This window comes from Hymenobacter canadensis, from assembly GCF_027359925.1.
GTDB lineage: Bacteria > Bacteroidota > Bacteroidia > Cytophagales > Hymenobacteraceae > Hymenobacter > Hymenobacter canadensis.
Genome location: NZ_CP114768.1, coordinates 236,760 through 261,305, shown reverse-complemented (window position 1 = coordinate 261,305; position 24,546 = coordinate 236,760). Strand labels below are relative to the sequence as shown.

Genomic DNA, 24,546 nt, shown 5'->3' with positions numbered 1-24,546 from the left:
ACTGAATCAACCCGATGTGCAGCCGAATAATGTACCCATATGCCGTCCTTGTTCTTCTCCGTATTCATGGAATTGAAGACCACATCGTTGCGGGTTAAATTTGTATGCAGATACAATTTTCGGGTATCTCTGTTGCCGGGCAGGATGGCAAATGTCTTTTCTTTGATAACGATCTCACACTCAATCCTGCTGCGCCCTAGCACGATTCCCCTTTTATGATTAAATCGGTTGTAGAAGGTCTCGTAGTGAATTGGCTTATTGTTTATAACCGTATCAACGGAGCTAATCTTCACAATACCTACTTTGGATTGACTGTGAGCAGTATGCGAGACTAAAGAAGATACCAAGACAGCAAGGATTTTAGAACTGGACACGTTATCGTATTCTTTGGAGAAGGGATGCTGGTAATTTCGCCATAAGCGGGCGGGTTCTTTCGCAAGAAAATGCTTTCGCCCCGTTTTTGAATAAGAGTTCAGTGAAAGGGTCGGATTCGCCAAAACGAGCCTTTATCGTACACGCGGAATCAATGCTTGCAATACTTGAATCGTGGCCAAAGCCTGCGCTCGGCCCGGGTCCTGCCTCGCATCCTCACAGTCTTGCAACTCTTGCGGGGCGTAAAAGCGGACGACCCGGATGGCGCGTTTGTCAAGCAGGTAAAACACGTGCTCGGGCCCGTCGTCGATGAAGCAGGACGCCGGTGTAGCGGGCCGCTCCCCGTCGCCGCGTACGGACCAGAACCGCGTAGGGTGCAGCTGCTGCCAGGCGCGCCGCAGCTCCGCTGGGTCCCCGGCGCGGGGCACCAGGTAGCGGTTGGTATCGGGCCGCGTCGCCCGAAATCGGGTGTCCTCCTTGCTAAAGTGGCGGACGAGCTGGCCGGGGTAGTAGTGGCCTAGTCCGTCCCGGTAGGGGTTGGCATAGGTGAAGGCGTCCACCCCGCCCCGGTGCTTGGCCAAGATGATATAGTTCGGCGCGTTGTACCACGAGGACCCGACGTGGTAGACGATGGTGCTGTCGTAGTGCTGCTGCAAGAAGGCATGCAAGGGCGTCGGGGCTTCTTGCGCCCAGCCGGGGAACTGGGCCCCCAGCAAGCCCAGCAGGCAGGTTAGCCGAAGCCCGCGAGGCGTTTGAGCAGTGGGCAGGGCAGGTTGGTGAAGCATAACGGGCGGGAAAGCTACCACTTTTCCTAGAGTGGACCCCTCCCCTTTACTGTTCAAGAAAAGGGTACTGCCGTGAACGCGCTCTGTTCAGTTGAAGGAGCGTAAGCCTACCTTTAGGTCAATCTTAGATAAAGCTATTCCCTAAGTAAACGGCATCCATGCAAAACGTTGTACCCGCTCTGGTGGCCCTCCTGCTGGCTTCCTGTAGTTATCTCCGGTTTGCGCAGGGCGTAAACGCAGACACTCAACAGCGCATCACGTCGCACAAGGAATTCTTTGCCGCACTTGCGTTTACGGGGGTGCTGCAGGAAAAGAAATATTGCGCCGCATGCCAGCTTAACAAGTACCAATTCGTGGTGGCGCTGGAAACAACAAAGCCCGATGAAATAGCGCTGGCCAACAGATCCTTCGAACCTTTTTTTGTTTTCAGCCCAGGCATACGCGTAACAAGCCTGGGAAAGCACCTAACGTTTAGCGTGACCCAGCATTTATACAGGGCCAGTACGACGGGCTCCTTGGTGGAAAAGAAGCCCGCAACAGACTACCTACTTGTTGGAAGCCAGCGATACGCGTTGCTCAATAAGGACAAATACACCTGGCTTCCAAAATGAGGAACAGGTTGGAACGAAGTGTCTCGTTCACGCAAACGGTGATTCGGCGAAACGAGCGTTATTGATTCGTGCTATCATTCATGCTTATTTGCAGTCTTTGCCTTGCTATGCGAACTCTATTTTTATTGGTGGGAGCGCTACTCACCCCTTTCCTCTCCTTCAGCCAATCCCTGAACATGGATTTAAACGCCATGGACGTGGTGATCCATGACACGCTAATCAGTAAATCTGATTTTATCGCCAACGTCAACACTTTGCCTGCATCACGTGCGAAGTACCTCGTCTTTGCACCTCCCACTGACGGACTCCGAACGATTTATTATCTCTCAGGAGGCCGTTACGCACAGGGAGTGCTCCAAAGCGGCAAGGAGACGGGCGAGTGGACTTACTGGCATCGTAATGGCCAAAAAGCGCGGGTGGGGCCTTACGTAAACGGGCAGCGCGAAGGCACGCACAGCTATTGGTATGAGAACGGCAACCTGCGGGGGGTAGGCGGCTTCCAGCATGACGAATACGAAGGCACGTGGACCATGTATGCAGAAGATGGAAAGCCGCAGAGTGTCCAGACATTTCGGAACGGGAAATCCATCAAGTAAAGCCTACCCTCGGAGGGATTCAAGAAAAGGGTATTGACGATGAAAAAACAGCCTGCGCAGATCACATCGCAGCAGCTGTACCGCGCCGGTAATTAGCGTTGAGGCAAGGAAACGCGCTTGGCGTAATCATCGCGTTACACCCACTGCTGCTGAAGCTTAGTATAGCTCAGCTCCAACGTTTCGATAGCGATGGTGCTGTCCTGGTTGTTGAAGTCGGACACGCTCCACTTGACTGGCCAAGCGTTCTCGAACGACCAGAAGACTAGCGGCTGACCCTCATTATTTAGCAGCTTGAGGTACACCTGCTTTGGCTTGATGGGCTCCGTTAAGTCCGAGCCCATCGTGTTGCGCACCCAAGCGGCGAGGGCCGAGCCTTCGATGAGCAGGCCGCGCTTCAGCACGAGGTTGCTGTACTTGGCTACGGTGGTTATCGAGGACTTGTACAGGTTCTGGCTGCCTTCGCTAATGGTTTCGGTTTCGCGCTCCGCCGACAGGCCCGAAACTTCCTGAAAGGTGGCATCGGCCATGGTTTTCACCTCGCTGAACCCAAGGGAGAAATAGAATCCGACGGGTGGGTAGCCTTGGTCTGGCATAGGTGGTGGGGTTGGAATTACCTAGGAAGTGAACGAGTGAAAAAGCAAGTCATTCCGAGCATTATCGAAAATTGAGCTTATGGTGGCCAAAAGCTAGGGCTCCATGTAGAACGCGCCGCGGCTGTCAACGACGACGTAGAGCCGCTGCTCAGCCGGTGCCTATACGTAGCGGTAGGCCCCGCCCGCACCGTCCGAGTAGGTGGCGTAGGCGTTGCCCGCGTACGCCAAGTACTTGCGGCGCGCGAACTGGCGGCTGCCGGGCCATCGGTCCAAAGCCGGGGACGTGGCCAAGCTGCGCGCCAGGGCGTGGACCGCCCCGCCGGTCAGCTCCCACCCCAGGCTGTCTTTTCCCAAAACCGACTGGGCTGGCCCGGGGCCGTGGAGGCATAGACCCAGAGCTCGTGGGTTTCCATCGGGTCAAAGCCCAGCACGTTGTGCGACTCGACCAGATGTAGGCGCAGGCCCGGTTGGCAAAAGAACGCCGCCACGGCGCGCTCGTCCAAGGGCCGGTTAAACGCCCAAGCCCCATCGAGCGCCACGACCACACTCCTACCCACGGCAAGGAGAAGCAGAAGGACAATACCTAAACGTCGGAACCAGAACATGAACGCAGAGGTGACAGAAGAAGCGAGGTGCTAAACTTACCTTCAGCCAAACGGTGGTTCAAGCAAGGGAGGATTATGTCAGCCGACTGGTCGCGCTAAGGCTAGCTTCGCGCTGGCCTCTACGGGGAGTCTAACAAGCTTTTTGCTGGTAATAAACGGGCCCTAGCGCCTCATTTTGGGGAGTTTATGAAAATAAATACCCGCCAAAAAGCCGCTACGGCCCGGCAGGTGCAGCGGCTTTTCGAGGGAGGTAATCCCTGGGGCTTATCTGGCGTCGCCGGACTCGGAAACGGTGGGCGCCGGGGCTTGACGGGCCCGGGCCAAAGCCCGCAGCCGGCAAGCGTCGCGGTGCAACGCCGTAGCCGCGCGGGCCACTTGCTCGCTTAGTTCCACGCCCGGCAGGGCCCCACCCAGCACGCTGATGAGCGCGAGGCAGGCCAGGGCGAGCCCCGCCGCGAGCAGCGCGGCCGCCCGGAACAACAGATGAGCATAGAACTGGAGCAGGGGCATAAGGCGGGGCAGCAAAAGCAGAAAGGGAGTCCTTCCGGCGGGCTAATATATAGAAGAAAAATAGGCCAGAACCGAGGTGCGGGTGGCCTTATCCACCTGGCTGGTCGGCGTAGCAGAACTTGCGTTCAGGAAAAGGGTGCCTCTGTGAACGCTCTGTTCATTTGAAGGAGCTTAATTTGACTGTTACTATTACTTCTCTGAAATGAGCGGGTTCCTGACGTTACGCTATGTATTAGGAGCTATGTGCACGTACTCACCTCCTCTGCTATCCCCTCACCAAATGCCTTCCTCAAGCCCTGAGGCAAGTCTTGTCCAGGTACAACCAAAATTGGTGGTGGGCGACACCTGCTACGTTAATGCTTCACTGCTCAACGTGCGCAGCACTCCCACGATCAAGGGTTATTGCCATGCCCAGTTTGAACGTAATAGGAAGCTCGTCTTGAAGGAACTTACCAGCAGTGACTGGGTACGGGTAGAATACTGGAATGGCGACGTGGGCATTAGTGGCTATGTGTTACAGCGGTACTTATCTAGAAAGCCAGTTGAGTAAGCACGCTAGTACTTTAAGGGTCGCGGCTGTTGCAGAACCCGATGAGCCATCTTGTACCGGGCACCCAAACGGCTGCGGGCCCTGGCAAAGGCCCATTGCGTGCTCGCTGTGGTGTGGTCAAGCCGATGGAAGCCCCACGAATTTGGGCGCATCAGGGTTCTGGACCAGCCACGATCCTACCGTAAACGCGTTAACCCGATTATCACGTTTTTTAAAGCTTCCCTTCCACTAACGTGACGGGCTCCGCTAGTCTTTTTAGTCTGAATTACAAGTTAAAAAAGGCCGCTACCCCCTTAGGCTGTCAGCCCTTCGGCAGCCAGATACTCCTGCGTGTTTTGAACCTTAGCGTAGAAACCGGACAGCGCGGCTAAAAATGCTGTCTGCACGTCAGCGGCTTTCACGTGCGCCCCATTTACTGCCAGGTCTCTTGTGGCGCAGGCATCTCCGATGACGGTGCAGGCAAAGCCCATGTCGCGGGCAGCACGGGTGGTGGCATCGATGCACATGTGCGTCATCATGCCCGTAACCACGATTTCCTTGACCGCAAGACCTTGCAGGTGCTCCAGCAGGTCCGTCTCACGAAAGCTGTTCGGGTAGTATTTCACCACCATTTTTTCGCCGGTTAACGGTTTCACATTCGCGTGAATCTCGGCCCCTTCAGTTCCGGGCAGGAAGAACGTCGCGTCGGGAGATACCCCCAGGTGGTGAACGTGGACGATGGGCTGGTTTTCTTCGCGGAATTTTGCCAAGACCAGTTTTACGTTTTCGCTGGCTTGCAAGGCGCCCACGAGTTCCATGGCACCATTGGCAAAATAATCGTTTTGGACGTCGACAATAATCAGGGCTTTGCTCATTTTAGGCAGTTTTGTTCGGGTGAAAGTACGGAATGAAATTAGGGGGAGGCGAAAGCTAGATGAGGTGGTCTAGCTAAGCTGGACACAATTGGGACGTTGTTTGAAGGTGGGTTTCGAAGTAGTTGGGTGAGCAGTAGCCGAGGGCGGAGTGGCGTCGTTCGGCATTGTAATAGGCGATGTGGTGGCTGATTTCGAGCTTGGCCTCGGCCAGCCCGGGGAAGGTGCCACCGTCGAGCAGCTCGGCTTTGAAGCGGCTCCAAAAGGATTCGGCGTGGGCATTGTCGTAGCAGTTGCCGCGCCGGCTCATGCTTTGCTGCGCGCCATGTTGGGCGACCAGATCTTTAAAGCGGGTGGCCGTGTACTGGCTGCCCTGATCGGAATGCACGATGAGCCCCGCCGGCGGCTGGCGCACGGCCAGGGCCCGGCGCAGTGCCTCGCTGACCAAATCCTCCGGTATGGTTTCGCGCACGTCCCAGCCCACGACTTTACGAGAGCAGGCATCCTGCCAACTGGCCAGATAGAGCCAACCGCCACCTTGTTTGGGCAGACAGGTGATGTCACCCACCCACACCTGGTTCGGGGCGGTGGGACTAGGCTGGCCCAGCAGCCGGTTCGGGGCCACGCGCCGGCCGTGTCCCGAGTCGGTCGTGCGCTCACGCAAAGCAGCGTGGCTGCTGGGCGCGCAGCCATGGGCGTTGAGCACGCGGCGGATGCGCCAGCGGCCCACGCGGTGGCCCTGGGCCTGCACCTCGGCCCGCAGGCGGCGCGTGCCGTAGCGTCGCCCGTGGTGGGCGAAGGCCCGCACAAGCGCCTGCTCCCACGCTGGGGTGGGCTGCTGGCGGCGCTGCCGCCAGACGTAGTAGCTGCTGGTGGCCACCTGCAGCACGGCGCACAGCTCCTGCACTGGCCCACGGTCTCGGTACCGGTCGATGCAGCGGTAGCGACTCACGGCGTTTCGCGGCTGAGCCTGCGCTTATAGCAGGCAACTGGCCGAGGCTTTTTTTAAGATGTCCCGCTCCCGCTGCACCCGCTGCAGCTCGGCGCGCAGGGCACGCACTTCCGGGTCGCGGGCCAGCTCGTTACTGCCCAGCTCGGCGGCGGCTTGCTGCTGCTGCCAGCGGTAGAGCAGCTTTTCGCTGATGCCTAATTGCCGCGCCGCAGCGCGGGTCGAGCGGCTTTCCTGGGGCAGGCGCAGCGCCTCGGCTTTGAAGGCATTGTCGTATTTGCGCCGTTTATCCGGCTTACTTACGGGCTCGGGTGTTATCATGACAGTAGGAAAGTACGTCCTAATTCTGTCCGCCTCTACTGGACCACCTCAGACCGACAGCCCCGGCGGGACTCACCCGGTCCCCCGTCACCCCCTCACAAGCTTTTCAGCCGCCCCATCAGGGTCGCTTCGTAGCTTTTGCCGACGGGCACTTCGTAGGCGCCGAGCTGCAGGTGGCTGTCGGCCAGGCTCTCGATTTGGTTTAGGTTGACCATGTAGGAGCGGTGCACGCGCAGGAAGTGGGCGAAGGGCAACCGCTCCTCCAGGGCCTTGAGGGTGCTGAGCACGATGTGCTTGCGGGTGGCCGTGACGACAACCGAGTAGGCCGACATGGCCTCGATATACAAGACGTCGGCGAAGTTGAGGCGCACGAGCTTGTTATTGGTTTTGATGAACAGGTGCTGGTCATCGCCGGGCGCGGGGATCTGCAGCTCGCCGGCGCCTTCGGGCGCGGCCTCCGGTTGGCGGCGGCGCTGCTCCCGCACCCGCGCCACGGCCTGCAGAAAGCGAGCGTAGTCGAGGGGCTTGAGCAGGTAGTCGGCCACGGGCAGGGCAAACGCATCGACGGCAAACTGCGGGTGCGAGGTCACCAACACCACGCTGGGGGCAGGCTGCGGCAGCAGACGCACCAGCTCCAGGCCCGAGAGGCGCGGCATTTCGATGTCGAGCAGCAGCAAATCGGGGCGGGGCTCCTGTTCCAACCGGGGCAGCAACTGCACGGCATCGGGCAGGGAGGCCAGCAGCTCCAGCCCCTCGGTGATGCGCACGAACTGCTCCAGGGTGAGGCGGTTGATGGCGTTGTCGTCAACGATGATGCAGCGCAGCGGAGCAGAAGCAGACATAACGGTAAGGGGAAATAACGTGAGGCAACGAACGGGCCGGCCCCGGCCCCACCCGTCAGGCAAGGTACGCCCCCCGGGGCAGCCCGCCCCACCCTTACGCCAGGCGGCCCCGCCGGAGAGTTCAACGGGCCCAACGGTACGTCCAACGCAGCGGCCGGCTACCACCCAGCAGGACAGTACCAGGCGGCCCTTCCCCGGCCAACCCGGGGGCGGCCGGGCGCCAAAACCGCGGCGGGCGCGGCAGCCCCGCGCAGCCAGGAGCCTGATTCAGTAAAGCAAACGCCCCGTTCGCGCAATTTCCCAGCGGACCGGGGTTGGGGCGGGCTATGTTTGACCCACTGACATGCTAACCCCTAAACGCTCCTTGTCATGGTAACTTCTTCGTCCCGTACCCGCTACTACCTCGCCCTTGCTCTGTTAGTTGACCTGCTGCTGCTCGGCCTGGTGCCCGCGGCCTGGGCACAGCTGCCCGCCTACTGTTCCACGAGCGGTGTATTTCAGGTCACGCAGTCGGGCGGCGGAAACGTGACGAACGGCTCCAGAGCCGTGGACTCCGACTTCAGCAACTTTGCCACCCTCACAACGGCTGTATTGGCGCTGAACAACCCCGTGGGGCTACGTATGCAGCTCACGAATGAGGTACCGGCCGGCTACCGCGCCGGGGTGGTGCTGGCTAACGCCAGCGGCCTGCTCAATATCAACGCGCTGGGCACCGTCACGCTGCGCACTTATTTGAGCACGGCCACGCCCCAGCTGCGCGAAGAAAAAGTGGTGCGTGCCGACTTGGTGCGGGCCGCGTTGCTGGCCATAGACCGCCCCACGCAACTGGAATTTTCGTCGTCCCAATCATTTGATGCCGTGGAGATTGAGATTCAGAGTCTGGTGGGCCTGCTATATACCACCAACATCTATTATGCTTACGGGGTGCGGCCGGGCGTGCAAACCTATGCAACGGGTTACCTATCGAAATTTGCTGCGCCTACCAGCGCTGAGTACAACACCCGTGACTACACGGGCTTGCTGTGCCTGTTCACCGACGTGGACAACCCAGAGCGTGTGGCGGACTTCGACCCTACCAACTTCGCCACCTTCCGTAGCGTGCTTACCGTGGGCTGCCAGCCCTCGCTCCGTACCAAGCTCGCGAACGTGCCGGCCGGTGGCGTACCGGCCGGCTCCCACGCCGGGTTTGTGGTGGGGCAGGCGGGGCTGCTCGATGTGGGCGTACTCAGCGGCTTGCGGCTGACCACCTACCTCAATGGCGTACAACAGCAAACCAAAACTGGCACCGGCCTCTTGGAATTGACTGTGCTGCCGGGCGGCCGGGCCCACGTGTCGTTTCCGACTACCCTGCCCTTCGATGAAGTCGGAATCCAACGGACGGGCCTGATTACCGCCGTTGATAATTTGAATATCTACTACGGCTTTGGCTTGCAGCCGCAATTCTTTGGGGGCTTAAATCCCGTGCTCACTACTTTCGCGGCGCCTACATCGCCCGAGCAGTACTTGGCCAGCCCTACACAAACCCTTACAGTTTTGTTGGATGTAATCACCCTTTCCAAAGTAGACAACCCGGAGCGGGCAGCTGACGTGGATGTTAATAACTTCGCGCTCCTCAATAGCACGGGAACGGCGCTCCTTACCTTCACTCCTAGCCTGCGGCTCAAACTCAACGGCGTTGGACGCGCGGGTAACCGCGTAGGCATGGTCATTCAATTTGGCGCTGGGCTGCTCAACGTTGCCGCGCTCGAGCGCCTTACCCTGCTCACCTACGACGCTAACAAGGACCTTGTCGAAACCAAAACAGGTTCCGCTTTACTTAACGTGAGTTTACTGGCCGGCTCGACGGACCGGTATAGGGTGTCGTTTCTGGCCTCGCGAGACTTTCAGTACATTGCGCTCGAAGCGACCGGCGTCCTATCCGCTTTCTCCAGCACACGGGTGTACTACGCCTTCGCCGAGGATGTGCCCTTGCTCTCGCAGCAATCCCCCTTGCCCGTCGAACTCACCAGCTTCGAGGCCAAATGGACCGGCAGCGCCACCGATTTGCGCTGGACCACCGCGTCGGAAAAAAACAGCAGTCACTTCGTAGTGGAGCGCTTGGCCAACGGCAGCACGCTCTACCAGCCCGTGGGTCGCCTGACTGCCGCCGGCAGTAGCAGCCGCCGCCGCAGCTACCAGCTGCGCGATACCGAAGCCGGCACGCTGGGCGTGAACCTGCTGTACTACCGCCTGCGGCAGGTGGATGTGGATGGCAGCGAAACATTTTCGCCCGTAGTAGCCGTGGCCGTGGGCAAGCTGGCCGGTGTGGCCCAGCTCGACGTGTACCCCACCCCCGCCGGCACCGCCCAGGAGGCGCGCCTCGATTTCCGCAACCTGCCCGGCGGCGGCCAGCTCACTACTTATGCCGAAAACGGCCAGCTAGTAAGCCAGTCGCAGTTGGCCGGAAATGCGGGCCGGGTGGCGTTGCCCGCGCTCGGGGCCGGCCTCTATTACGTGGTGCTGCGCGATGCGGCCGGCCGCAAGGTGGCCGCCGAGCGCCTCGTGGTGAGCGGCCGTTAGGGGTATAGTCCCAAGGAGTGATGGTGTATTTTCCGGGCTGGCATTTCGCACGAATCCATGGGACAAGTGCTCCACGGCAGCGCCCGCACAACGGCAGCAGTACGGCGCGCTATCCAACACAGCCAGGATAGCCTACAAGGCTTAGCCACGCGCTACCGCATCAACGGTAGTCCGGCCCGCGCCCGGTGCCCGGCCCGCCGGGGCGGCAACCAACATGGTTGACCTCGCCCCGCTCCGGCCTCGCCCCGGGCAGCGTGCTCCCCCTGTAGGGTGTTGTTGATTTACGCGAGCTTGCGCGCCTGTTGGCCGGCCGCCACGCCGACCCCAGGGCCGTGATTCAGGACGCGCGCACGCTGCAAAGCACGCCGGAAAGCGGGGCGCGGGCGGGCGACGAAGGGGCCAAACGAGGCAAGGGCCGCAAGGTGTATGTGGCCGTCGATACACTGGGCCATCTGCTGGCGGCCGTGGTCACGCCAGCCAATGAACCCGACCGCGAGCAGGTAGCCGCCCTGTGTGAGCAGGTGCAGCAGGTCACGGGCCAGCACGTCGAAGTGGCGTATGCCGACCAGGGCTACACGGGGGAAGAAGCCGAATACGCGGCCGCCGTCCACTTTATTGAGTGACTGTTGAACCAATACGACGGCGTACACCAGTTCCGCCGCCTGGCGTGAGGGACCCGGTTGCGAGGACTCGGCCAACAGCCGGTCGGCTTCCTGACGCAGCTGCATGGCCTTGTTTATGCCAACCCTGCTTTGTCACGGGCGGGGCATTTCTTAAAATGCCCGTATTCTGAGACGCCCCGCACCCGCCAGAATCCGCCGCCACGGACTTAACAGGGGTTTCTGTTTTTACGCATACAATTCCATAAGACAGGCACAGTAGGCAAGCAGGCAGGCCAGACTTCCGACACAGCCGGAAGCGGGAGTCAGCCAACAAACGAGGCGGTTCAGCAAGTGCGGGGTATCCTCGGGAATTGGTTTTGCAGTTTTGAGCTTCTCTTCTCACTGCTGGCCTTGCTGCTGCGCTACCGGACCCTCAGCGCGCAGGCTGCTGGCGGCCAGCCCTCGGCAACCGGCCTGCCCCTGTGCCGGCTGATTCGGTATCTTCCGGTTTCATTCTCCTCCCTGCCCATCCGCTGTGAAACGTGCTTCTTCGCCGCCCCCCGCCGGGGCAACCAGTCCCCGCGCGCAGCAGCGCATTGCCGAACTGGAGCGGGAGCTGCGCCAGGCCCGCACGGCCGAAGCCGAGGCCCGCACGGCCGAAGCCACCGCCACCCAGCGCCTGCACAGCCTAGCCGGCTACCAGCGCGAAGGCTTACTGCTGCTGGACGAGCACCTGCGCGTCTCGCTCATCAACGACCAATATTGCCACCTGCTGGAGCTGCCGCTGCCCGCCCGCCAGTGGCTGGGCGTGTCCATGGCCACGCTGGTAAATATGGTGGTGGAGCGCGTGGCCGACCCAGCCGGCTACTTTGCCGAGCTGGCCCAGGCCCGAGAGTTTCCGGTTCCCCAGCTCAATGGCTTGCTGCCCCTGCACAGCGGCCGGGTGCTGGAGCATGACATCGTGGCCGTGGAAACGGGCGCTGGTACGGGTTGGCTGCTGAGCTGCCGCGATGTGACGGCCCTGCGCCAGGGCGAAGAGCAGTTGCGCCGGGTGTCGCGTCTGCCCGAGGAAAACCCCACCCCCACCCCGCCCCCCCCTGCGCCCGCCCTCGACCCCTTGCTGGCCCAGGTGGCCGACCACCTGCCCGACGGCCTGCTGCTCGTGGACGCCGACGACCAGGTGCTGCTCCTCAATGCCCGCTACTGCGCCCTCTGGAACCTGCCACCGGACCAGGACCCGCAGTGGTGGCGGGGCCGCCCGGTGGCCGAGCTGCGGGCCGCCGCCTATCCCCTGCTGATGAACCCCGCCGAGCAGGGCCGGCAGCGCGAGCAGCTGCGGGCCGCCGGCCAGCCCTGTTACCGTAGCCTGATGCCTCTCACCGATGGCCGCGTCCTGGAAATCGACTACGTGCCCCTGCCGGCTGGCACCCTGATTTACGCCCGCGACGTAACGGCCCGCGAGCAGGCCCTGCGCGAGCTGCGCGACATCTCCAGCATACCCCAGCAGAACCCCAATCCCATCGTGCGCTTCGGGGCCGGCGGCGAGCGGCTGTTTGCCAACGAGGCCGCCGACACGCTCCGGACCGCGCTGCCCGCCGCCGAGGCCGCCGACCTGGCTGCCCGCCTGCACGCGCTGGCCGACGCCGCCCTGCGGGAGCAGCAGGTGCAAGAGCAGGAGCTGCCCGCCGGGGGGCGCCACTTCCAGGTGGTGGCCTGGCCCGTGCCCGCGCAGCAATATGTGAACCTGTACCTGGTGGACATCAGCATCCGCTACCGGGCCGAAGAGCAGCTGCAGGAGCAGCGCACCTTCTACGAAACCGTGCTCAACACCATGCCCAGCCAGATGGTCGTGCTCGACCCGCGGGGCCGCTACCTGTTCCTGAACGCCCAGACTGTGCCCGACGCGGCCGCCCGCCGGGCCCTACTGGGTTGCACCCCGGCCGAGCTGGCCGCCCACCTGCGCTGGCCTGCCGCCGTGGCCGAGCGCCGGGCCGGGTATTTCCGGCAGGTCACGCAGGAAGGCCGGCCGCAGATCTGGCAGGAAACCACCACGGATGTGGCCACCGACCAGCCCCGTCACTTTCTGCGCCAGTACCAGCCAGTGCTCGACGAGGCCGGGCAGCTGCGGTTCGTCATCGGCTACGGCACAGATATCACGGCCCGGGTGGCGGCCGAAGATGCGGTTCAGGCCAGCGAGGCCCGGTTGCGCGAGCAGCAGGCGTTTACGCAGCGGCTGCTCGACACGACGCAGAGCGTGGTATACGTGCGCGACCAGGAGGGCCGGTTTCACTTTACCAACCAGGCCATGCGCACCCTGCAGGCCCAGCTGGGCAGCATCGACGACCTGCCCCCGGCCGGGCAGCAGCTGCGCACCGACGAGCTGGCCAGCTACGCCGCCCTCGACGCGCGGGTGCTGGCTACCGGCCAGACCCTGCCTACCGAGGACCGCCTCACCCTGGCCGACGGAACCGTACGCTGGTTCTACACCGTCAAAAGCCCCCTGGCCTTTGGTCCCGACGCCGCGCCGCAGGTGCTGGGCGTGAGCACCGACATCACGGCCCTCAAGGCGGCCCAGGTCGCGGCCGAGGCTGCCACCACGGCCCGCGAAAACTTCCTGGCCAACATGAGCCACGAAATCCGCACGCCCATGAACGGGGTGCTGGGCATGGCCGCCCTGCTGGCCAAAACCCGCCTCACAGCCCAGCAGCAGGAGTTCGTGCAAACCATCAGCAGCTCGGGCACTCACCTGCTGGGGGTGCTGAACGACGTGCTCGACGTGGCCAAAATCAACTCCAGCAAGCTGGAGCTGGAACAGTTCGCCTTCAACCTTTGCGACTCGGTGGAGCAGGCCGTCATGCCGCTGGCCCTGCAGGCCCAGGCCCAGGGCCTCACCTTTCATGTTGAGCCGCTGACCGCCGACCGCCCCTGGGTGCTCAGCGACCCGTTCCGCCTCAACCAGGTGCTACTCAACCTGCTCACCAACGCCCTCAAGTTCACCCCGCACGGCAGCATCACGCTGCGCGGGGCCCTGCTGGCAGAAACCGACGAGGTGTTCACCATGCGCTTCGAGGTGCAGGACACGGGCATCGGCATCGGACCCGAGGCGCTGACGCGCATCTTTGAGAGCTTCACGCAGGCCAACGCCGACACCACCCGGCGCTTCGGGGGTACGGGGCTGGGGCTGACCATCAGCCGGGCGCTGGTGGCCCAGCTGGGCGGCGAGCTGACCGTGACCAGCACCCTCGGCGTGGGCAGCACCTTCGGCTTCACGCTGCCGCTGCGCAAGGCGCCCATCCCGGCCGGCCAGACGGCGGATGCCTTCGACACCGGCCAGCTGCGGGGCACCCGCGTGCTGCTGGCCGAGGATAACCCCACTAACCGGGCCGTGGCCCGCCTGCACCTGCTGCAGTGGGGCATGGTGGTGGACGAGGCCGTGGACGGCCCGGCCACGCTGCACCAGCTCGAAACCCAGGGGTACGACCTGGTGCTGATGGATATCCAGATGCCGGGCATGAACGGAGTGGACGTGACCCGGCGGCTGCGGCAGCTCCCGGACCCCGTACGGGCAAATACGCCCGTACTGGCCCTGACGGCCAATGCCTTCCGCGACGAAAACGAGAAATACCTGGCGGCCGGCCTCAACGACTACCTGGCCAAGCCCTTTGCTGAGGAAACGCTCTATGCCAAGCTGGTGGCGCTGCTGCCCCCGCCCGGCGTGCCGGTAGCCCCCCGCCCCTACGACCTGACCCGCCTGCGCGAAGAAGCCCACGGCCACCCGGCCTACGTGGCGGTCATGGTTAACTCCTTTCTGGAGCATATGCCCCCGCGCCTCCACGAGCTGCAGGCCGCCGGCCGCACCCGCGACTGGACGCGCGTAGCCGAGCTGCTTCACCACATCAAGCCCAACCTGCTCATGCTGGCCGTAGCCGGGGCCACCGGGCCCATGAACCTCCTCGAAACGGCGCTCGAGATGCCGGCCGACCCCGCTCAGGAAACGGCGCGCCTGGTGGCCCTGCAGCAGCTCGTGGCCGCCGTAGAGACGGCCCTGCGGGAGCTGCCCGCCGAATCCGGCCTGCTGGCGCCAAGCTGAGCCGCCGCCCGGTATACTTGCCGCCCGGCGTTCATTAAGCGCTTTACCACGCCGGCCGGCGGGTGTTTGTCCAATGCTACAAGAGCTGGAATCCAGCCTGGGCCGGGGGTACCTTACCAGTAAAGCAGACCTCGCAAACCGTTGAATATTCACGGATTGGCAGGGGTATCTGCTGCCGGATAACGTGCAGCAGGGGCCAGAGGCGTATACCAAAGCCCTGGCCCGGCCCGGCTTTTCGTGCGTGCTCAACAAACCAGCGCTCCGTGCGCGGCCCCTGGCACCATTCCATAGACTGGGTTATTTAACGGGTGGGCTCCGAACGCGGCCAACGCCGGCCTGGGCCACGTCGCCCTGATTACGACCCCAGCTACGCTGACCGAAGGCCCGGCCGCCAACCTCTACGCCCGGCGCACGGCCTTTCAGAGCGCGGTATTCGCTGCTATGGCTGATGGCCGCGCCCAGATTACCCAGCTTCAAACAGCTTATATACAGTTTGTAAATAACAGTTATACATCGACTTATTCTGGCCGCTCTTGTGGAGCCTCTGTTCACACAGCGTTTGCACCTATTCAGCAAGTAGCCCCCCACAGCAGCCTCCTGCGCGGTAATGTTGTGGCGTAGTACAAGTTAATCGTCTGTGCCGGCTGCCATCTTCACACTTTTTTCACCTACACCAACTACACATGTCATTAACTTCTCATCCATTCCACCCGGTCACGCAGGAGCTGCTGCCTGGCTACCGGGATGCCTATCTGCGCGGGGATTTGTCAGGTAAAAATAACGACCTGGTCAACACCTATTTCAAGGCCAACCCCGACAAAGGTGTGGAAGCGTTTCAGCGCTTCCACACCCTGAAAGAAAAAGGCCACGATGTGCGGCCAGTAGGCTGGCTCCAGCACCAGTTCGACCTGATTCGCACTGAGCCGGTACGTTTCCGGCAGCGCGCGGCCTCTATGCTGCTGGTGGCCGGGCTGGTAGGCGGCGCCGCCTTTGCCAGCAACAATCGCTCGGCTACCCCCGCTGTTTCCTTGCGCAGCAGCGTGCTCAAGCCGGTTACAGCTGAAGAAGTGACGGCGGCCACGGAAGCCGCCGAAGCCACGGCAGCCCTGGCCAGCATGTCGACCATAACGGGACGTATTCTGGACGAAAACGGCCACGCGTTGGTCGGCGCCACCGTGATTGATAAAGAAAGCGGCCGGGGCGTCAGCACCGACATTCAGGGCAACTACTCCCTGGCCGTACCTACCAACCGCACCTCGACCCTACAGGTCGGCTACGGCGGCTACAGCGAAGACGAGCTGCAGGTAAAGGGCCGGAGCGTGCAAAACGTGACGCTGCTGCCCCGGTTGGCGCTTGCCAAGCAGCGGAAAAGCCACTGGTGGCAGTTCTAACTGCTGTCATTCATTTCGGGACACCCTGTTTTAGCGGCAGTAAGCGCTGAATGAGGGTAGAGGGCGGCGCAGCGTTCTACCCACCTGCTCGCAGATGGCAAGCCCGCTGCAAAATCCATGCTTCCCAACGCTTTTTCAGTGGCCAGCCAGCCGATTTAACTCAAGCCTTGTACTGCCGTGTGTGCTTCCCGAATGACCTGCTTCCTCTTCTGATCCATGAGTCATAAGAGGAAGCAGCGAAGCGAGACCTCAGCATCAGCTTAAAAGAGCATAGCCACCGGTAGTCCTGCTATCGCTACTCGCTTCCTAGTCCAATGAATCTACCTTTTTTTAATCGTCTGCCATTAAAGAAGATAACTGTAGAGACAGACGATGAAATGGCCAAGTACTCCAAAACAATAATTGAAGGGCTGTTGCAAGACCTGCCGGACATGCTCATGGCCTGCGTGGTCAACAGGCAGTCGGGCCGCGTCGTGGCCTCCTACACCGTGAGTACTGCCTATAATCCCAATCAGATCAGCCTGCGCAATGTCAAGCTGCTGCGCATCATGGACGTGGCCCTGGCCGCCAAGGCCTGGATCGGCGGTCCGCTGACGGATATCTCGGTCATCCTCGAAGACCAGCTTCACCACATGCGCCCAATGAGCAACGGCAAATGGTACTGCTTTCTGGCCGTCCATACGTCCGACGCCAATCTGGGCATCGCCAAAGAAATCATGCGGCGGCATACTGCCTGACCGCCTTCCGCTTTTTCAGTTTTCTCCTTCATCATCTCCTAACCCCCCAACTGCTGTATGTCATCCGTTATCGCCACCCCCAAGCAAACCGTCAACGACATTCTGGCCGAGCTGCCTACCCTGCTGGCCGTCGCCGTAGTGGAAGTCGAAACCGGGATGCCGCTGGCCTCCCACACCAATATTGCCGACTTCGATATTGAAACCGCCGCTGCCTACAACACCGAAGTGGTAAAAGCCAAGCTCAAGGCCATCTCGGCGCTGAAGCTCAACCAGAAGGTGCAGGACATCCTGCTCACCCTCACCGACCAGCTGCACCTGCTGAAGCTTTCGCCCGAGGGCGATAAATTCATCTACCTGGCCGTCAACGCCCGCGATACCAACCTCGCGCAGGCCCGGCAGATTATGAAGCAGTACTCATCAACGCTGAACTAGGCTGCTGGCCTGACCCGTCCGGCTAACTGTTGACAGAAATAAGGCAAGGGCCCCGCTCGGATTTTCCGGCGGGGCCCTTGCCTTATTCCTGTCTGATGGGCTTTGTTGGGCGTCAGATAGTTTAGCGCCAGGTGGGGTCGTTGCTGGTTGTAGAGGTTGACAGCCTGGTCCACGAGTAGGCGGGCCTGGGCCAGGTCGTCGGGCAGCACGAAGAGGAATTCGTCTTTGAGGATGCCGTTGACGCGCTCCGCCAGCACGTTCTGGTAACAGTCGTAGCCGTCAATCATCGGGCAGCCCAGCTTGGCCTTGTTCAGGGCGGCCTGGTAGGCCTCGGAGGCGTACTGGCTGCCCCGGTCAGCGTGGCAACCAATAGGGCAGCTCTTGACGTGCTATATTTTCCGTTTTCTAACAGAATTCTAGCTGGCTGCCCGCCCATCGGGCAACGTGGGCCAGACTGCTCTGGCCGTCTCCGACCCTGGGCGGGTTACAGCCCTAGGTGCTATAGCCCGCGCAGGCGACGGTAAAAGTCGTCCTGGTACGACTTGGCTACCGGCACCTCGTGGCCGCCGGGCAGCTGCAGGTGGTTATCCTCAACCGAGGTGATGTAGCGGGTATTGACCATGTAGGAGCGGTGCACCCGCACGAAGTGGGCAAAGGGCAGCCGCTCCTCAAAGGTTTTGAGCGTGGCATACACGATGTGCTTCTGCTTGAGCGTGACCAGCACCGAGTAGGTGGAAAGGGCCTCCAAGTAGAGCACCTCATCGAAGTTGATGCGGGTGAGGCTTTTGTTGATTTTCAGAAACAGGGCGTTGCCTTCCCCAAACAGCTCGGCGTACCCGCCACGGGGCGAGGCGGGCGCCGGGGCCGGCCGCCTCGCCTCGTGGCGGGTACGTAGGCGGTCCACGGTCTGGCTGAAGCGGGCGTAGTCAAGGGGCTTGACCAGGTAGCCGGCCACGTGCAGCTCGAAGGCATCAAGGGCGTAGTCGCGATGCGTCGTCACGAGCACCACTTCGGGCGCGGGCTGCGGCAGCAGCCGCACCAGCTCAAGGCCCGTGAGCTCGGGCATGGCGATATCGAGAAAAAGCAGGTCGGCTTGGCCGCCGGCGCGGAAGTAGTTGAGGCAGCTTACACCGTCGGGAAAGGAGCCGGCCAGGGTCAGGCCCGCGGTGATGCCCACGTAGTGGGCCAGCGCGAGACGGTTCATTTCATTGTCGTCGGCTACCACGCAGGTGAGCGGGCGCAGGGCAGAAGCGGCGGGGGAAAGCGAGGACATAACAAGGATGGAAGAAGCGCGCCGCAACGGCACAGCCGGGTAATATAAGCAAGACAACTTGTCCCGCCACTACAAAGGTTGCCACGAAGCTAAAGGCGCCGCTGACAGAAACTTGCACTTTTCGTCCAACCCCCCTTGAATGGCCCTGAACCTAGCCCGCAGGGCCCCGGATAGCCTGGGCAGCGGGCGAAGTTTGCGGGGCCCATCATCCTTCACTCCGCCCTTCGCGCCCGCCATGTCCGACCACCTGCTTGCCCACACCCAGCATTATTTCCGCTTTTACCTGGCCTGGCGGCTGAGCGTGCTGCTGGGCTTGGCGCCCTGGCTGCCCGTCGCGGCTGCCAGCGGTGCGGCGACCAACCGGACAGCCAAACCGGCCACCGGCACGGCGCACGGCGCGACCGGCACAGTAGCCCGGTACCGCCCCGGCGCCTGAGCGAGATTTACCCCGTTGTTCCCAGCTTAGCCTCCCCCGCCCATGTACGCTTATAGGCAGTTTGTCTTTTTTTGAGAGCATCAAAAAGTGTGGGGCAGTGGGGAGGCAGCTGTCTTGCGGGTTGACTTGGGGCGCCCTCCTTATGCGTGAAAGCGATGCTCCCACCAGCCGCTGCTCCTGCTACCGTATCTGGTACCGACCGCCTGGCGGTGGGCTATCAATTCAAGATTCATCTGCTCGGCATCAACCCGTAAATCAGCCGGCGTGTGTTGGTCCGGGGCGACACTACCTTGGCCGAGCTGCACCACGTCTTCCAGGTGGTGATGGGCTGGGAGAACTGGCACCTGCACAGTTTTAAGCTCTGGGGCAAGGAGTACGGCATTCCGTATGCTGGCGGCATCTACGGCCTCGGTTAAAAGTTTGGTTTAAAAGTTAAGCGAGCTGCTTCCAGACAGGGTGCCCACACACTAAAACTCTGATTTCAATGGTTTTCAGGCCTGTTTGTATAGGGAAACCTCCCGCTAACTGTACCACTCACCTTGCCGCCCAGTACGGAGTAATCTGGGCGGCAAACAAGCCACTTTGGTTCATAAAACTTGTGTAACAGTCAAAGTAAACTTACCCCTGCCTGCGCGATGGAAAAACGGCACTTCAACTCCGCAAATGGCCACCTGAATGGGCTAAATACCAGTTTTCTGCTGTGAAAACGTATTGTCAGTACCTATTCTCATGTAAAGAGTGGCCGTTGACAAGCTCCCCAATTAGCTTTTGACCAACCTTTTAACCGAGGCCACTATTCAAAGGCCTTGGATGGTGGTGCACGACAGAATGGTTTTTCAAATCCATTGCCTTTGCTTATCCGGCTCTTTCCTCCTTGGATCTAGATGCTGGAGGCTGGCTCTAACAACTGGAATCCCAGGAATTTACTATTTGAATTAATAAATTGAACATCAATGGATTATGAACAGGTTGCCGGTTGGCACCTAATTGGTGGGCACTTTGGCGCAGCAGATGTGCCGGCAGGTGCCAAGCTTTTTATACATCGATAACGAAAGGCGCTGGCCTCTTCTGCTTTTTCAAGCCCAATGGCTCCAACTGCTACCCCTACTTTGCCGAAGAAGCCTACCCGCGCCACGCTAGAACGCCTACTCCAGGAGCGCGACGCCGAAATCCAGGCGATGTACGCCCAAATGGCCGTTCTCTACACGGCCTTTCCGCCCATGGCCGGTACGCAGCTCGACTTTTTGGGCCAATTGCAACACCTGTTTGCGGGCGTGATGGTGGGCGACTCGCAGGGCCGCATCACTTGGGCCAACGACCAATTTCTGGCGCGCTGGAACTGCACGCTCGCCGACCTAGTGGGCCGGCTCATCTCCGAGCTACCCTATAGCCGCCAGCCCGACCTGGATACGCAGGCGGCCATCCAGGCCAGCCTGACGCGGCAGGAATCGTTTCAGTTTGAGATGCCCGACCCCTCGCCCGAGCACGCCAAAGACTGGCTGCGCATCACAGTGCAGCCCATTCGCAATGCCGACCAAGTGGTGGAAGTATACGTGGGCCTGCTGGAGGATATTACGCCGGAAAAAAAGGCCCAGCTGGCCGTGGCGCGCAGCGAAAAGCGCTACCGCGAGCTGGCCGAAAACGTGCCCGGCGTGCTCTACCGCTGGCGCCAGCTGGCCGATGGCTCCATGAGAAGTGTGTATTGCAGCCCGCAGATTACGGAGATTTTCGGCTTGCAGGTAGAAGATTCCTCGGACTTCGGCAACTTCATTCATCCCGACGACCAAGCGCTGTGGTACTCCTCCGTAGCCACGGCAGCGGCCACGCTTGCGCCGTGGTCTTTTGAGGGGCGCGTGCTGGTGCCGGGCCAGCCGCTGCGCTGGTGCCAGGGCAATTCGGCGCTGTCGTACCGCGATGCGGAAAGCATTATTTACAGCGGCATCATTCAGGATATTTCGGCGCAGCGCAAGGCCGAGGAAACGGCCCGCCACAATGCCCTGCACAGCCTGCTGACCATGGAAGGCCTGGGCATTGGCGGCTGGGAATTCGATTTTCAGACCGGCCAGATAACCGTTTCGGTCGAGTGCCAGACCATGATGGGCTATTCCGAAGCCAACCCGCTGCCGGCCAGCAGCACCTGGACCCACTGCGCGCATCCCGATGACGTGCCCCAACTGGAGCAGGCCTGGGCCGCCTATCAGCGCGGCGACGCCCCCTACTTTAGCTGCGAACACCGCGTGCGCTGCCGAAACGGCACCTACATATGGGTATTGAACCGGGCCTTGGTAACCAAGCGCGACGCGCAGGGTGCGCCGCTGATTTTTACGGGTATTAAGGCGGACATCTCCGTACGCAAAAAAACCCAGGAAGCCCTGGACGTAACGGCCCTGCGCTTAGCCAAGACCATTGCCATGCTCCGGCGCGGCATTTTGCTAGTCGATGAACACCATAAAGTGGTGCTCACCAATGAGTCATTTTGCCAGTTGTTTGGCTTGGCCGAAACGCCCACCCAGCTCATTGGCACCGACTACGCGGTGGTAAAAGCCCAGATGCAGCGCAGCCTGCTGGCCCCCGACGGCGAAGACCTGCGCCTGAAATTGCGGCCGGGCCACGAGGTAATACACCAGGGTATGCTGGCCCTTCGCAACGGCCGCTTGCTGGACTACGATTTTGTGCCCGTGCGCCACAGCGACGCGGATATGGGCTACCTCTGGAAATTTAAGGACATCACCGAGAGCTACAACGCTGAAATGAGCCTGCGCCTGAGCGAGGAAAAGTACCGCACCATCATCGATAACATGCAGCTCGGCCTGGTAGAGATGGACCTGGGAAAGCGCGTGGTTTACACCAACCCCAGCTTCTGCCGCACCATTGGCTACGCCAGCGAAGAGCTACTGGGCTACAAGTTACCCACCAATCTGCTGGATTTTGACAGCCGGATTCAGCTGGAAGACCACATCAACTCGCGGTATCAGGGCACCAGCAGCTCCTACGAGCTGCCCATTATCACCCGAACCGGCGAAGCCAAATGGCTTTTCATTGGGGCTGGACCCCTCTACGATAAAAACCGCGCCGTAATGGGCAACATCGGCATCATCTTCGACATCACCAAGCAGAAGAAGATGGAGCAAAATCTGCGCGAAGCCAAGGAGCTGGCCGAACACTCGACCCGGGCCAAAGAGCAGTTTCTGGCCAACATGAGCCACGAAATCCGCACGCCCATGAACGCCATTATGGGCATGAGCCAGCTGCTGGCCAAAACCCCGCTGGCGCCCAAGCAAAGCAATTATCTGCACGCCATCAGCACCTCGGCCCAGAACCTGCTGGTCATCATCAACGACATTCTGGACCTGAGCAAGCTCGACGCGGGCAAGATGAGCCTCGAGCACGTGGGCTTCAACGTGAACCGCCTCTGCGCGCAGGTAGAAAAAACCTTGCTTTACAAGGCCGAGGAAAAGGGCCTGCGCCTGCGCATTCGTGTCAACCCGCACGTGCCCGCCGTGGTGCTCGGCGACCCCTACCGCCTCACCCAGATTCTGCTCAACCTGGCCGGCAACGCCGTCAAGTTCACTCCCAAAGGCGAGGTTTGCATCGAGTGCGACCTGGCCGGGTTCTACCAGGACGTGGCCACACTCACGTTCGTGGTGCGCGACACGGGCATTGGCATCGACACAGATTACCTGCAGCGTATTTTTCAGGAATTCAGCCAGGAAGACCCGTCCATCACCCGGCAGTTTGGCGGTACGGGCCTGGGCCTGAGCATCAGCCGCAGCCTGGTCCGGCTCATGCACAGCGAAATCATCATCGAAAGCAAAAAGAACCTGGGCACCACCATTCACTTCACGCTGGAGCTGCCCGTCGGCACCGTCGACGACCTGCCTCAGCGCCGGCCGGAGGCGCGGGCCAATATCGAGGAGCTACGCGGCAAGCACATTTTGCTGGTGGAAGACAATGAGTACAACCGCCTCATGGCCAAAACCTTCCTGACAAATGCCCAACTGAAGGTGATTGAGGCCGAAAACGGCGCCGTGGCCGTGGAGCTGGCTGCCGCGCAACCCTTCGACCTGATTTTGATGGACGTGCAGATGCCCGTGATGGACGGCTTCGAGGCCACCCGCTGCCTGCGCCACGACCTGGGCCTGACGCTGCCCATCATTGCCCTCACGGCCTCGGCCATCAACGGCGAAAGGGAAAAGTGTCTGGCCGCCGGCATGGACGACTACCTGGCCAAGCCCTTCTACGAGGACGAACTGCTGCAAATGCTCTGCGACTGGCTGCTGCCAAAGGCAACCAGCCAATTGCCTCCACCTTCTCTCACCAACCTTGCGCCCTCACCTTCCACGGGGCTCTACAACCTGGAGGAGTTGCAAAACATGGCGCGGGGCAACCAGAAGTTCGTGTCTTCCATGCTGGGGACTTTTATGACGAGTACCGAACGCACCAGCCAGGACCTGACTGCCGCCCTGGCCGTCGGTAATCTGGTCGGCATACAGGCCGCCGCCCATAATCTGCTGCCCAGCTTACGCCACCTCCAGATTCATGCTGCCGTGAACCTAATGGAACTGCTTGAACAGTGGGACGGCCCGTTCTCCTACGACGACCTGCAACCGCCAGTTGAAGCAGCTGACCACATTCTGCGCCAGGTGTTGACGGAGATGGCTGCAGAGCAGGAAAAGCGCCGCCTCGCCGGCCAATGAGGTGCCAAAGCTTGGCCTGCCCTGTGCCCCCCCGGCGGGCAGAGCGCCACGCTCCTCGGGCGGCACGAGCTACGCCTACCCCTCGAATCAGCCCTCATATGTGCGCAGCGGCACCAGCGGGCGCCGGTAGAGCCTGCCCCAAACCGTGGGGATGCACAGTATTGAGCAGGTTTAGATAAGTAAGACAGTTCATGAGGCGGTCGAGGCAAGCCGGACAGAAGTAGGACGTGTGTTTCTTCTGTTATGGCAGCAAAACCCAACGGGGGAGCATGATTCGACGCGGCAACTGTTACGATAACACTCATGCGGAATCGTGTGGAGCCGCTTCATGGCCGAACTGCTCAACGGCGGATGCTTCCCCAACCTGGCTGAGGCCAAGCTGGAAATCAGCCACCACATTGCCTACTACAATGCCGAGCGCCGCCACTCAGCGCTGAGCTACGGCGCCCCCAACCATTTCGAAACCCATCTTCAAACAACGTTCCAATACTGTCCGTTTTAGCTAGACCACCTCAAATCCTGAGCTGGTAGACCACCGCCAAGCTGTCATCACCAGGGGCAAAGGCAACACAGGTGCGGGCATGGCGTTCAACGACAGCGTTGAGCGTTCAGGTTGAGCCCAGAGGTCGTTGGCCTCTACTCCCCCACCCTTTTCGGTGCTCACCGTATACCGGTCAAAGCACTACCAGGGCCAGTGAGTGGCCACTTTCCCACCCACAGCATCACCTGCTCAAGCCGCATTGG

The 24,546-nt window shown here is 61.0% G+C and carries 21 protein-coding genes and 2 pseudogenes; 13 read left to right on the top strand and 10 right to left on the bottom strand.

What is annotated here, in order from left to right; translation table 11 throughout:
* Positions 1–506: 506 nt before the first annotated feature.
* Complete coding sequence (locus O3303_RS20610; RefSeq protein ID WP_269562004.1) at positions 507–1,157, bottom strand: hypothetical protein; 651 nt, start codon at positions 1,155–1,157, stop codon at positions 507–509.
* A 158-nt stretch (positions 1,158–1,315) separates the two neighbouring features.
* Here O3303_RS20610 and O3303_RS20605 point away from each other — a divergent pair, with 158 nt between their 5' ends.
* Positions 1,316–1,768, top strand: a complete 453-nt coding sequence (locus O3303_RS20605) for a hypothetical protein (RefSeq protein WP_269562003.1) — start codon at positions 1,316–1,318, stop codon at positions 1,766–1,768.
* A gap of 107 nt (positions 1,769–1,875) precedes the next feature.
* On the top strand, positions 1,876–2,364 hold the full coding sequence (locus O3303_RS20600; RefSeq protein WP_269562002.1) for a toxin-antitoxin system YwqK family antitoxin: 489 nt from the start codon (positions 1,876–1,878) through the stop codon (positions 2,362–2,364).
* 134 nt (positions 2,365–2,498) lie between these two features.
* Here the strand turns inward: O3303_RS20600 and O3303_RS20595 are convergent, their stop codons facing one another.
* The 7 genes from O3303_RS20595 to O3303_RS20565 form a co-directional block, all read right to left on the bottom strand.
* A complete protein-coding gene (locus tag O3303_RS20595; protein WP_269562001.1) occupies positions 2,499–2,957 on the bottom strand; it encodes a phage tail protein in 459 nt (152 codons plus the stop codon).
* Positions 2,958–3,116: 159 nt separating this feature from the next.
* On the bottom strand, positions 3,117–3,311 hold the full coding sequence (locus O3303_RS20590; RefSeq protein WP_269562000.1) for a hypothetical protein: 195 nt from the start codon (positions 3,309–3,311) through the stop codon (positions 3,117–3,119).
* 515 nt (positions 3,312–3,826) lie between these two features.
* Positions 3,827–4,072, bottom strand: coding sequence for a hypothetical protein (locus O3303_RS20585; protein WP_269561999.1), 246 nt, complete (start codon positions 4,070–4,072; stop codon positions 3,827–3,829).
* An 843-nt stretch (positions 4,073–4,915) separates the two neighbouring features.
* Entirely contained in the window at positions 4,916–5,476 is a 561-nt protein-coding gene (locus tag O3303_RS20580) for a cysteine hydrolase family protein (protein WP_269561998.1), read from the bottom strand.
* 73 nt (positions 5,477–5,549) lie between these two features.
* Positions 5,550–6,425, bottom strand: coding sequence for an IS3 family transposase (locus tag O3303_RS20575; RefSeq protein WP_269561997.1), 876 nt, complete (start codon positions 6,423–6,425; stop codon positions 5,550–5,552).
* 24 nt (positions 6,426–6,449) lie between these two features.
* Positions 6,450–6,743, bottom strand: coding sequence for a transposase (locus tag O3303_RS20570; RefSeq protein WP_269561996.1), 294 nt, complete (start codon positions 6,741–6,743; stop codon positions 6,450–6,452).
* A 95-nt stretch (positions 6,744–6,838) separates the two neighbouring features.
* Positions 6,839–7,585 (bottom strand): LytR/AlgR family response regulator transcription factor, encoded by a 747-nt coding sequence (locus O3303_RS20565; protein WP_269561995.1) that lies wholly within the window; start codon positions 7,583–7,585, stop codon positions 6,839–6,841.
* Between the two features lie 369 nt (positions 7,586–7,954).
* Here O3303_RS20565 and O3303_RS20560 point away from each other — a divergent pair, with 369 nt between their 5' ends.
* The 7 genes and pseudogenes from O3303_RS20560 (at position 7,955) to O3303_RS20530 (ending at position 17,396) form a co-directional block, all read left to right on the top strand.
* Positions 7,955–10,144, top strand: coding sequence for a hypothetical protein (locus O3303_RS20560; RefSeq protein WP_269561994.1), 2,190 nt, complete (start codon positions 7,955–7,957; stop codon positions 10,142–10,144).
* Positions 10,145–10,201: 57 nt separating this feature from the next.
* Positions 10,202–10,309, top strand: a pseudogene (locus tag O3303_RS20555) (IS481 family transposase); the annotation flags it as partial.
* Between the two features lie 107 nt (positions 10,310–10,416).
* Positions 10,417–10,761, top strand: a pseudogene (locus O3303_RS20550) (transposase); the annotation flags it as partial.
* Positions 10,762–11,281: 520 nt separating this feature from the next.
* Positions 11,282–14,836: a PAS domain-containing protein gene (locus O3303_RS20545; RefSeq protein ID WP_269561993.1), complete on the top strand. Its 3,555-nt coding sequence runs from the start codon at positions 11,282–11,284 to the stop codon at positions 14,834–14,836.
* 683 nt (positions 14,837–15,519) lie between these two features.
* Complete coding sequence (locus O3303_RS20540; protein WP_269561992.1) at positions 15,520–16,227, top strand: carboxypeptidase-like regulatory domain-containing protein; 708 nt, start codon at positions 15,520–15,522, stop codon at positions 16,225–16,227.
* Between the two features lie 314 nt (positions 16,228–16,541).
* A complete protein-coding gene (locus O3303_RS20535; protein WP_269561991.1) occupies positions 16,542–16,964 on the top strand; it encodes a hypothetical protein in 423 nt (140 codons plus the stop codon).
* 57 nt (positions 16,965–17,021) lie between these two features.
* Positions 17,022–17,396: a hypothetical protein gene (locus tag O3303_RS20530; protein ID WP_269561990.1), complete on the top strand. Its 375-nt coding sequence runs from the start codon at positions 17,022–17,024 to the stop codon at positions 17,394–17,396.
* Here O3303_RS20530 and O3303_RS20525 read toward each other — a convergent pair.
* A complete protein-coding gene (locus tag O3303_RS20525) occupies positions 17,393–17,683 on the bottom strand; it encodes an integrase core domain-containing protein (RefSeq protein WP_269561989.1) in 291 nt (96 codons plus the stop codon). The genes O3303_RS20530 and O3303_RS20525 overlap by 4 nt on opposite strands.
* Positions 17,684–17,895: 212 nt before the next feature.
* Positions 17,896–18,669, bottom strand: coding sequence for a LytR/AlgR family response regulator transcription factor (locus tag O3303_RS20520; RefSeq protein WP_269561988.1), 774 nt, complete (start codon positions 18,667–18,669; stop codon positions 17,896–17,898).
* A 235-nt stretch (positions 18,670–18,904) separates the two neighbouring features.
* Here O3303_RS20520 and O3303_RS20515 point away from each other — a divergent pair, with 235 nt between their 5' ends.
* From O3303_RS20515 to O3303_RS20500, 4 genes are all read left to right on the top strand, one after another.
* Positions 18,905–19,105 carry a hypothetical protein gene (locus O3303_RS20515; protein ID WP_269561987.1) on the top strand — a complete coding sequence of 67 codons (201 nt, stop codon included), beginning with the start codon at positions 18,905–18,907 and terminating at the stop codon, positions 19,103–19,105.
* Between the two features lie 266 nt (positions 19,106–19,371).
* Entirely contained in the window at positions 19,372–19,521 is a 150-nt protein-coding gene (locus O3303_RS20510) for an IS1096 element passenger TnpR family protein (protein WP_269561986.1), read from the top strand.
* A 669-nt stretch (positions 19,522–20,190) separates the two neighbouring features.
* Positions 20,191–23,802 carry a PAS domain S-box protein gene (locus O3303_RS20505; RefSeq protein WP_269561985.1) on the top strand — a complete coding sequence of 1,204 codons (3,612 nt, stop codon included), beginning with the start codon at positions 20,191–20,193 and terminating at the stop codon, positions 23,800–23,802.
* Positions 23,803–24,130: 328 nt separating this feature from the next.
* The gene (locus tag O3303_RS20500) at positions 24,131–24,304 is read left to right on the top strand and encodes an integrase core domain-containing protein (RefSeq protein ID WP_269561984.1); all 174 of its coding nucleotides are present in this window, start codon (positions 24,131–24,133) and stop codon (positions 24,302–24,304) included.
* Positions 24,305–24,546: the final 242 nt, after the last annotated feature.

What these genes read in the sequence shown, in the direction of transcription:
- O3303_RS20610 (WP_269562004.1), bottom strand. Translation starts at nt 1,157, where the DNA reads ATGCTTCACCAACCTGCCCTGCCCACTGCTCAAACGCCTCGCGGGCTT.
- O3303_RS20605 (WP_269562003.1), top strand. Translation starts at nt 1,316, where the DNA reads ATGCAAAACGTTGTACCCGCTCTGGTGGCCCTCCTGCTGGCTTCCTGT.
- O3303_RS20600 (WP_269562002.1), top strand. Translation starts at nt 1,876, where the DNA reads ATGCGAACTCTATTTTTATTGGTGGGAGCGCTACTCACCCCTTTCCTC.
- O3303_RS20595 (WP_269562001.1), bottom strand. Translation starts at nt 2,957, where the DNA reads ATGCCAGACCAAGGCTACCCACCCGTCGGATTCTATTTCTCCCTTGGG.
- O3303_RS20585 (WP_269561999.1), bottom strand. Translation starts at nt 4,072, where the DNA reads ATGCCCCTGCTCCAGTTCTATGCTCATCTGTTGTTCCGGGCGGCCGCG.
- O3303_RS20580 (WP_269561998.1), bottom strand. Translation starts at nt 5,476, where the DNA reads ATGAGCAAAGCCCTGATTATTGTCGACGTCCAAAACGATTATTTTGCC.
- O3303_RS20570 (WP_269561996.1), bottom strand. Translation starts at nt 6,743, where the DNA reads ATGATAACACCCGAGCCCGTAAGTAAGCCGGATAAACGGCGCAAATAC.
- O3303_RS20565 (WP_269561995.1), bottom strand. Translation starts at nt 7,585, where the DNA reads ATGTCTGCTTCTGCTCCGCTGCGCTGCATCATCGTTGACGACAACGCC.
- O3303_RS20560 (WP_269561994.1), top strand. Translation starts at nt 7,955, where the DNA reads ATGGTAACTTCTTCGTCCCGTACCCGCTACTACCTCGCCCTTGCTCTG.
- O3303_RS20540 (WP_269561992.1), top strand. Translation starts at nt 15,520, where the DNA reads ATGTCATTAACTTCTCATCCATTCCACCCGGTCACGCAGGAGCTGCTG.
- O3303_RS20535 (WP_269561991.1), top strand. Translation starts at nt 16,542, where the DNA reads ATGAATCTACCTTTTTTTAATCGTCTGCCATTAAAGAAGATAACTGTA.
- O3303_RS20530 (WP_269561990.1), top strand. Translation starts at nt 17,022, where the DNA reads ATGTCATCCGTTATCGCCACCCCCAAGCAAACCGTCAACGACATTCTG.
- O3303_RS20525 (WP_269561989.1), bottom strand. Translation starts at nt 17,683, where the DNA reads ATGATTGACGGCTACGACTGTTACCAGAACGTGCTGGCGGAGCGCGTC.
- O3303_RS20520 (WP_269561988.1), bottom strand. Translation starts at nt 18,669, where the DNA reads ATGTCCTCGCTTTCCCCCGCCGCTTCTGCCCTGCGCCCGCTCACCTGC.
- O3303_RS20515 (WP_269561987.1), top strand. Translation starts at nt 18,905, where the DNA reads ATGTCCGACCACCTGCTTGCCCACACCCAGCATTATTTCCGCTTTTAC.
- O3303_RS20505 (WP_269561985.1), top strand. Translation starts at nt 20,191, where the DNA reads ATGGCTCCAACTGCTACCCCTACTTTGCCGAAGAAGCCTACCCGCGCC.
- O3303_RS20500 (WP_269561984.1), top strand. Translation starts at nt 24,131, where the DNA reads ATGGCCGAACTGCTCAACGGCGGATGCTTCCCCAACCTGGCTGAGGCC.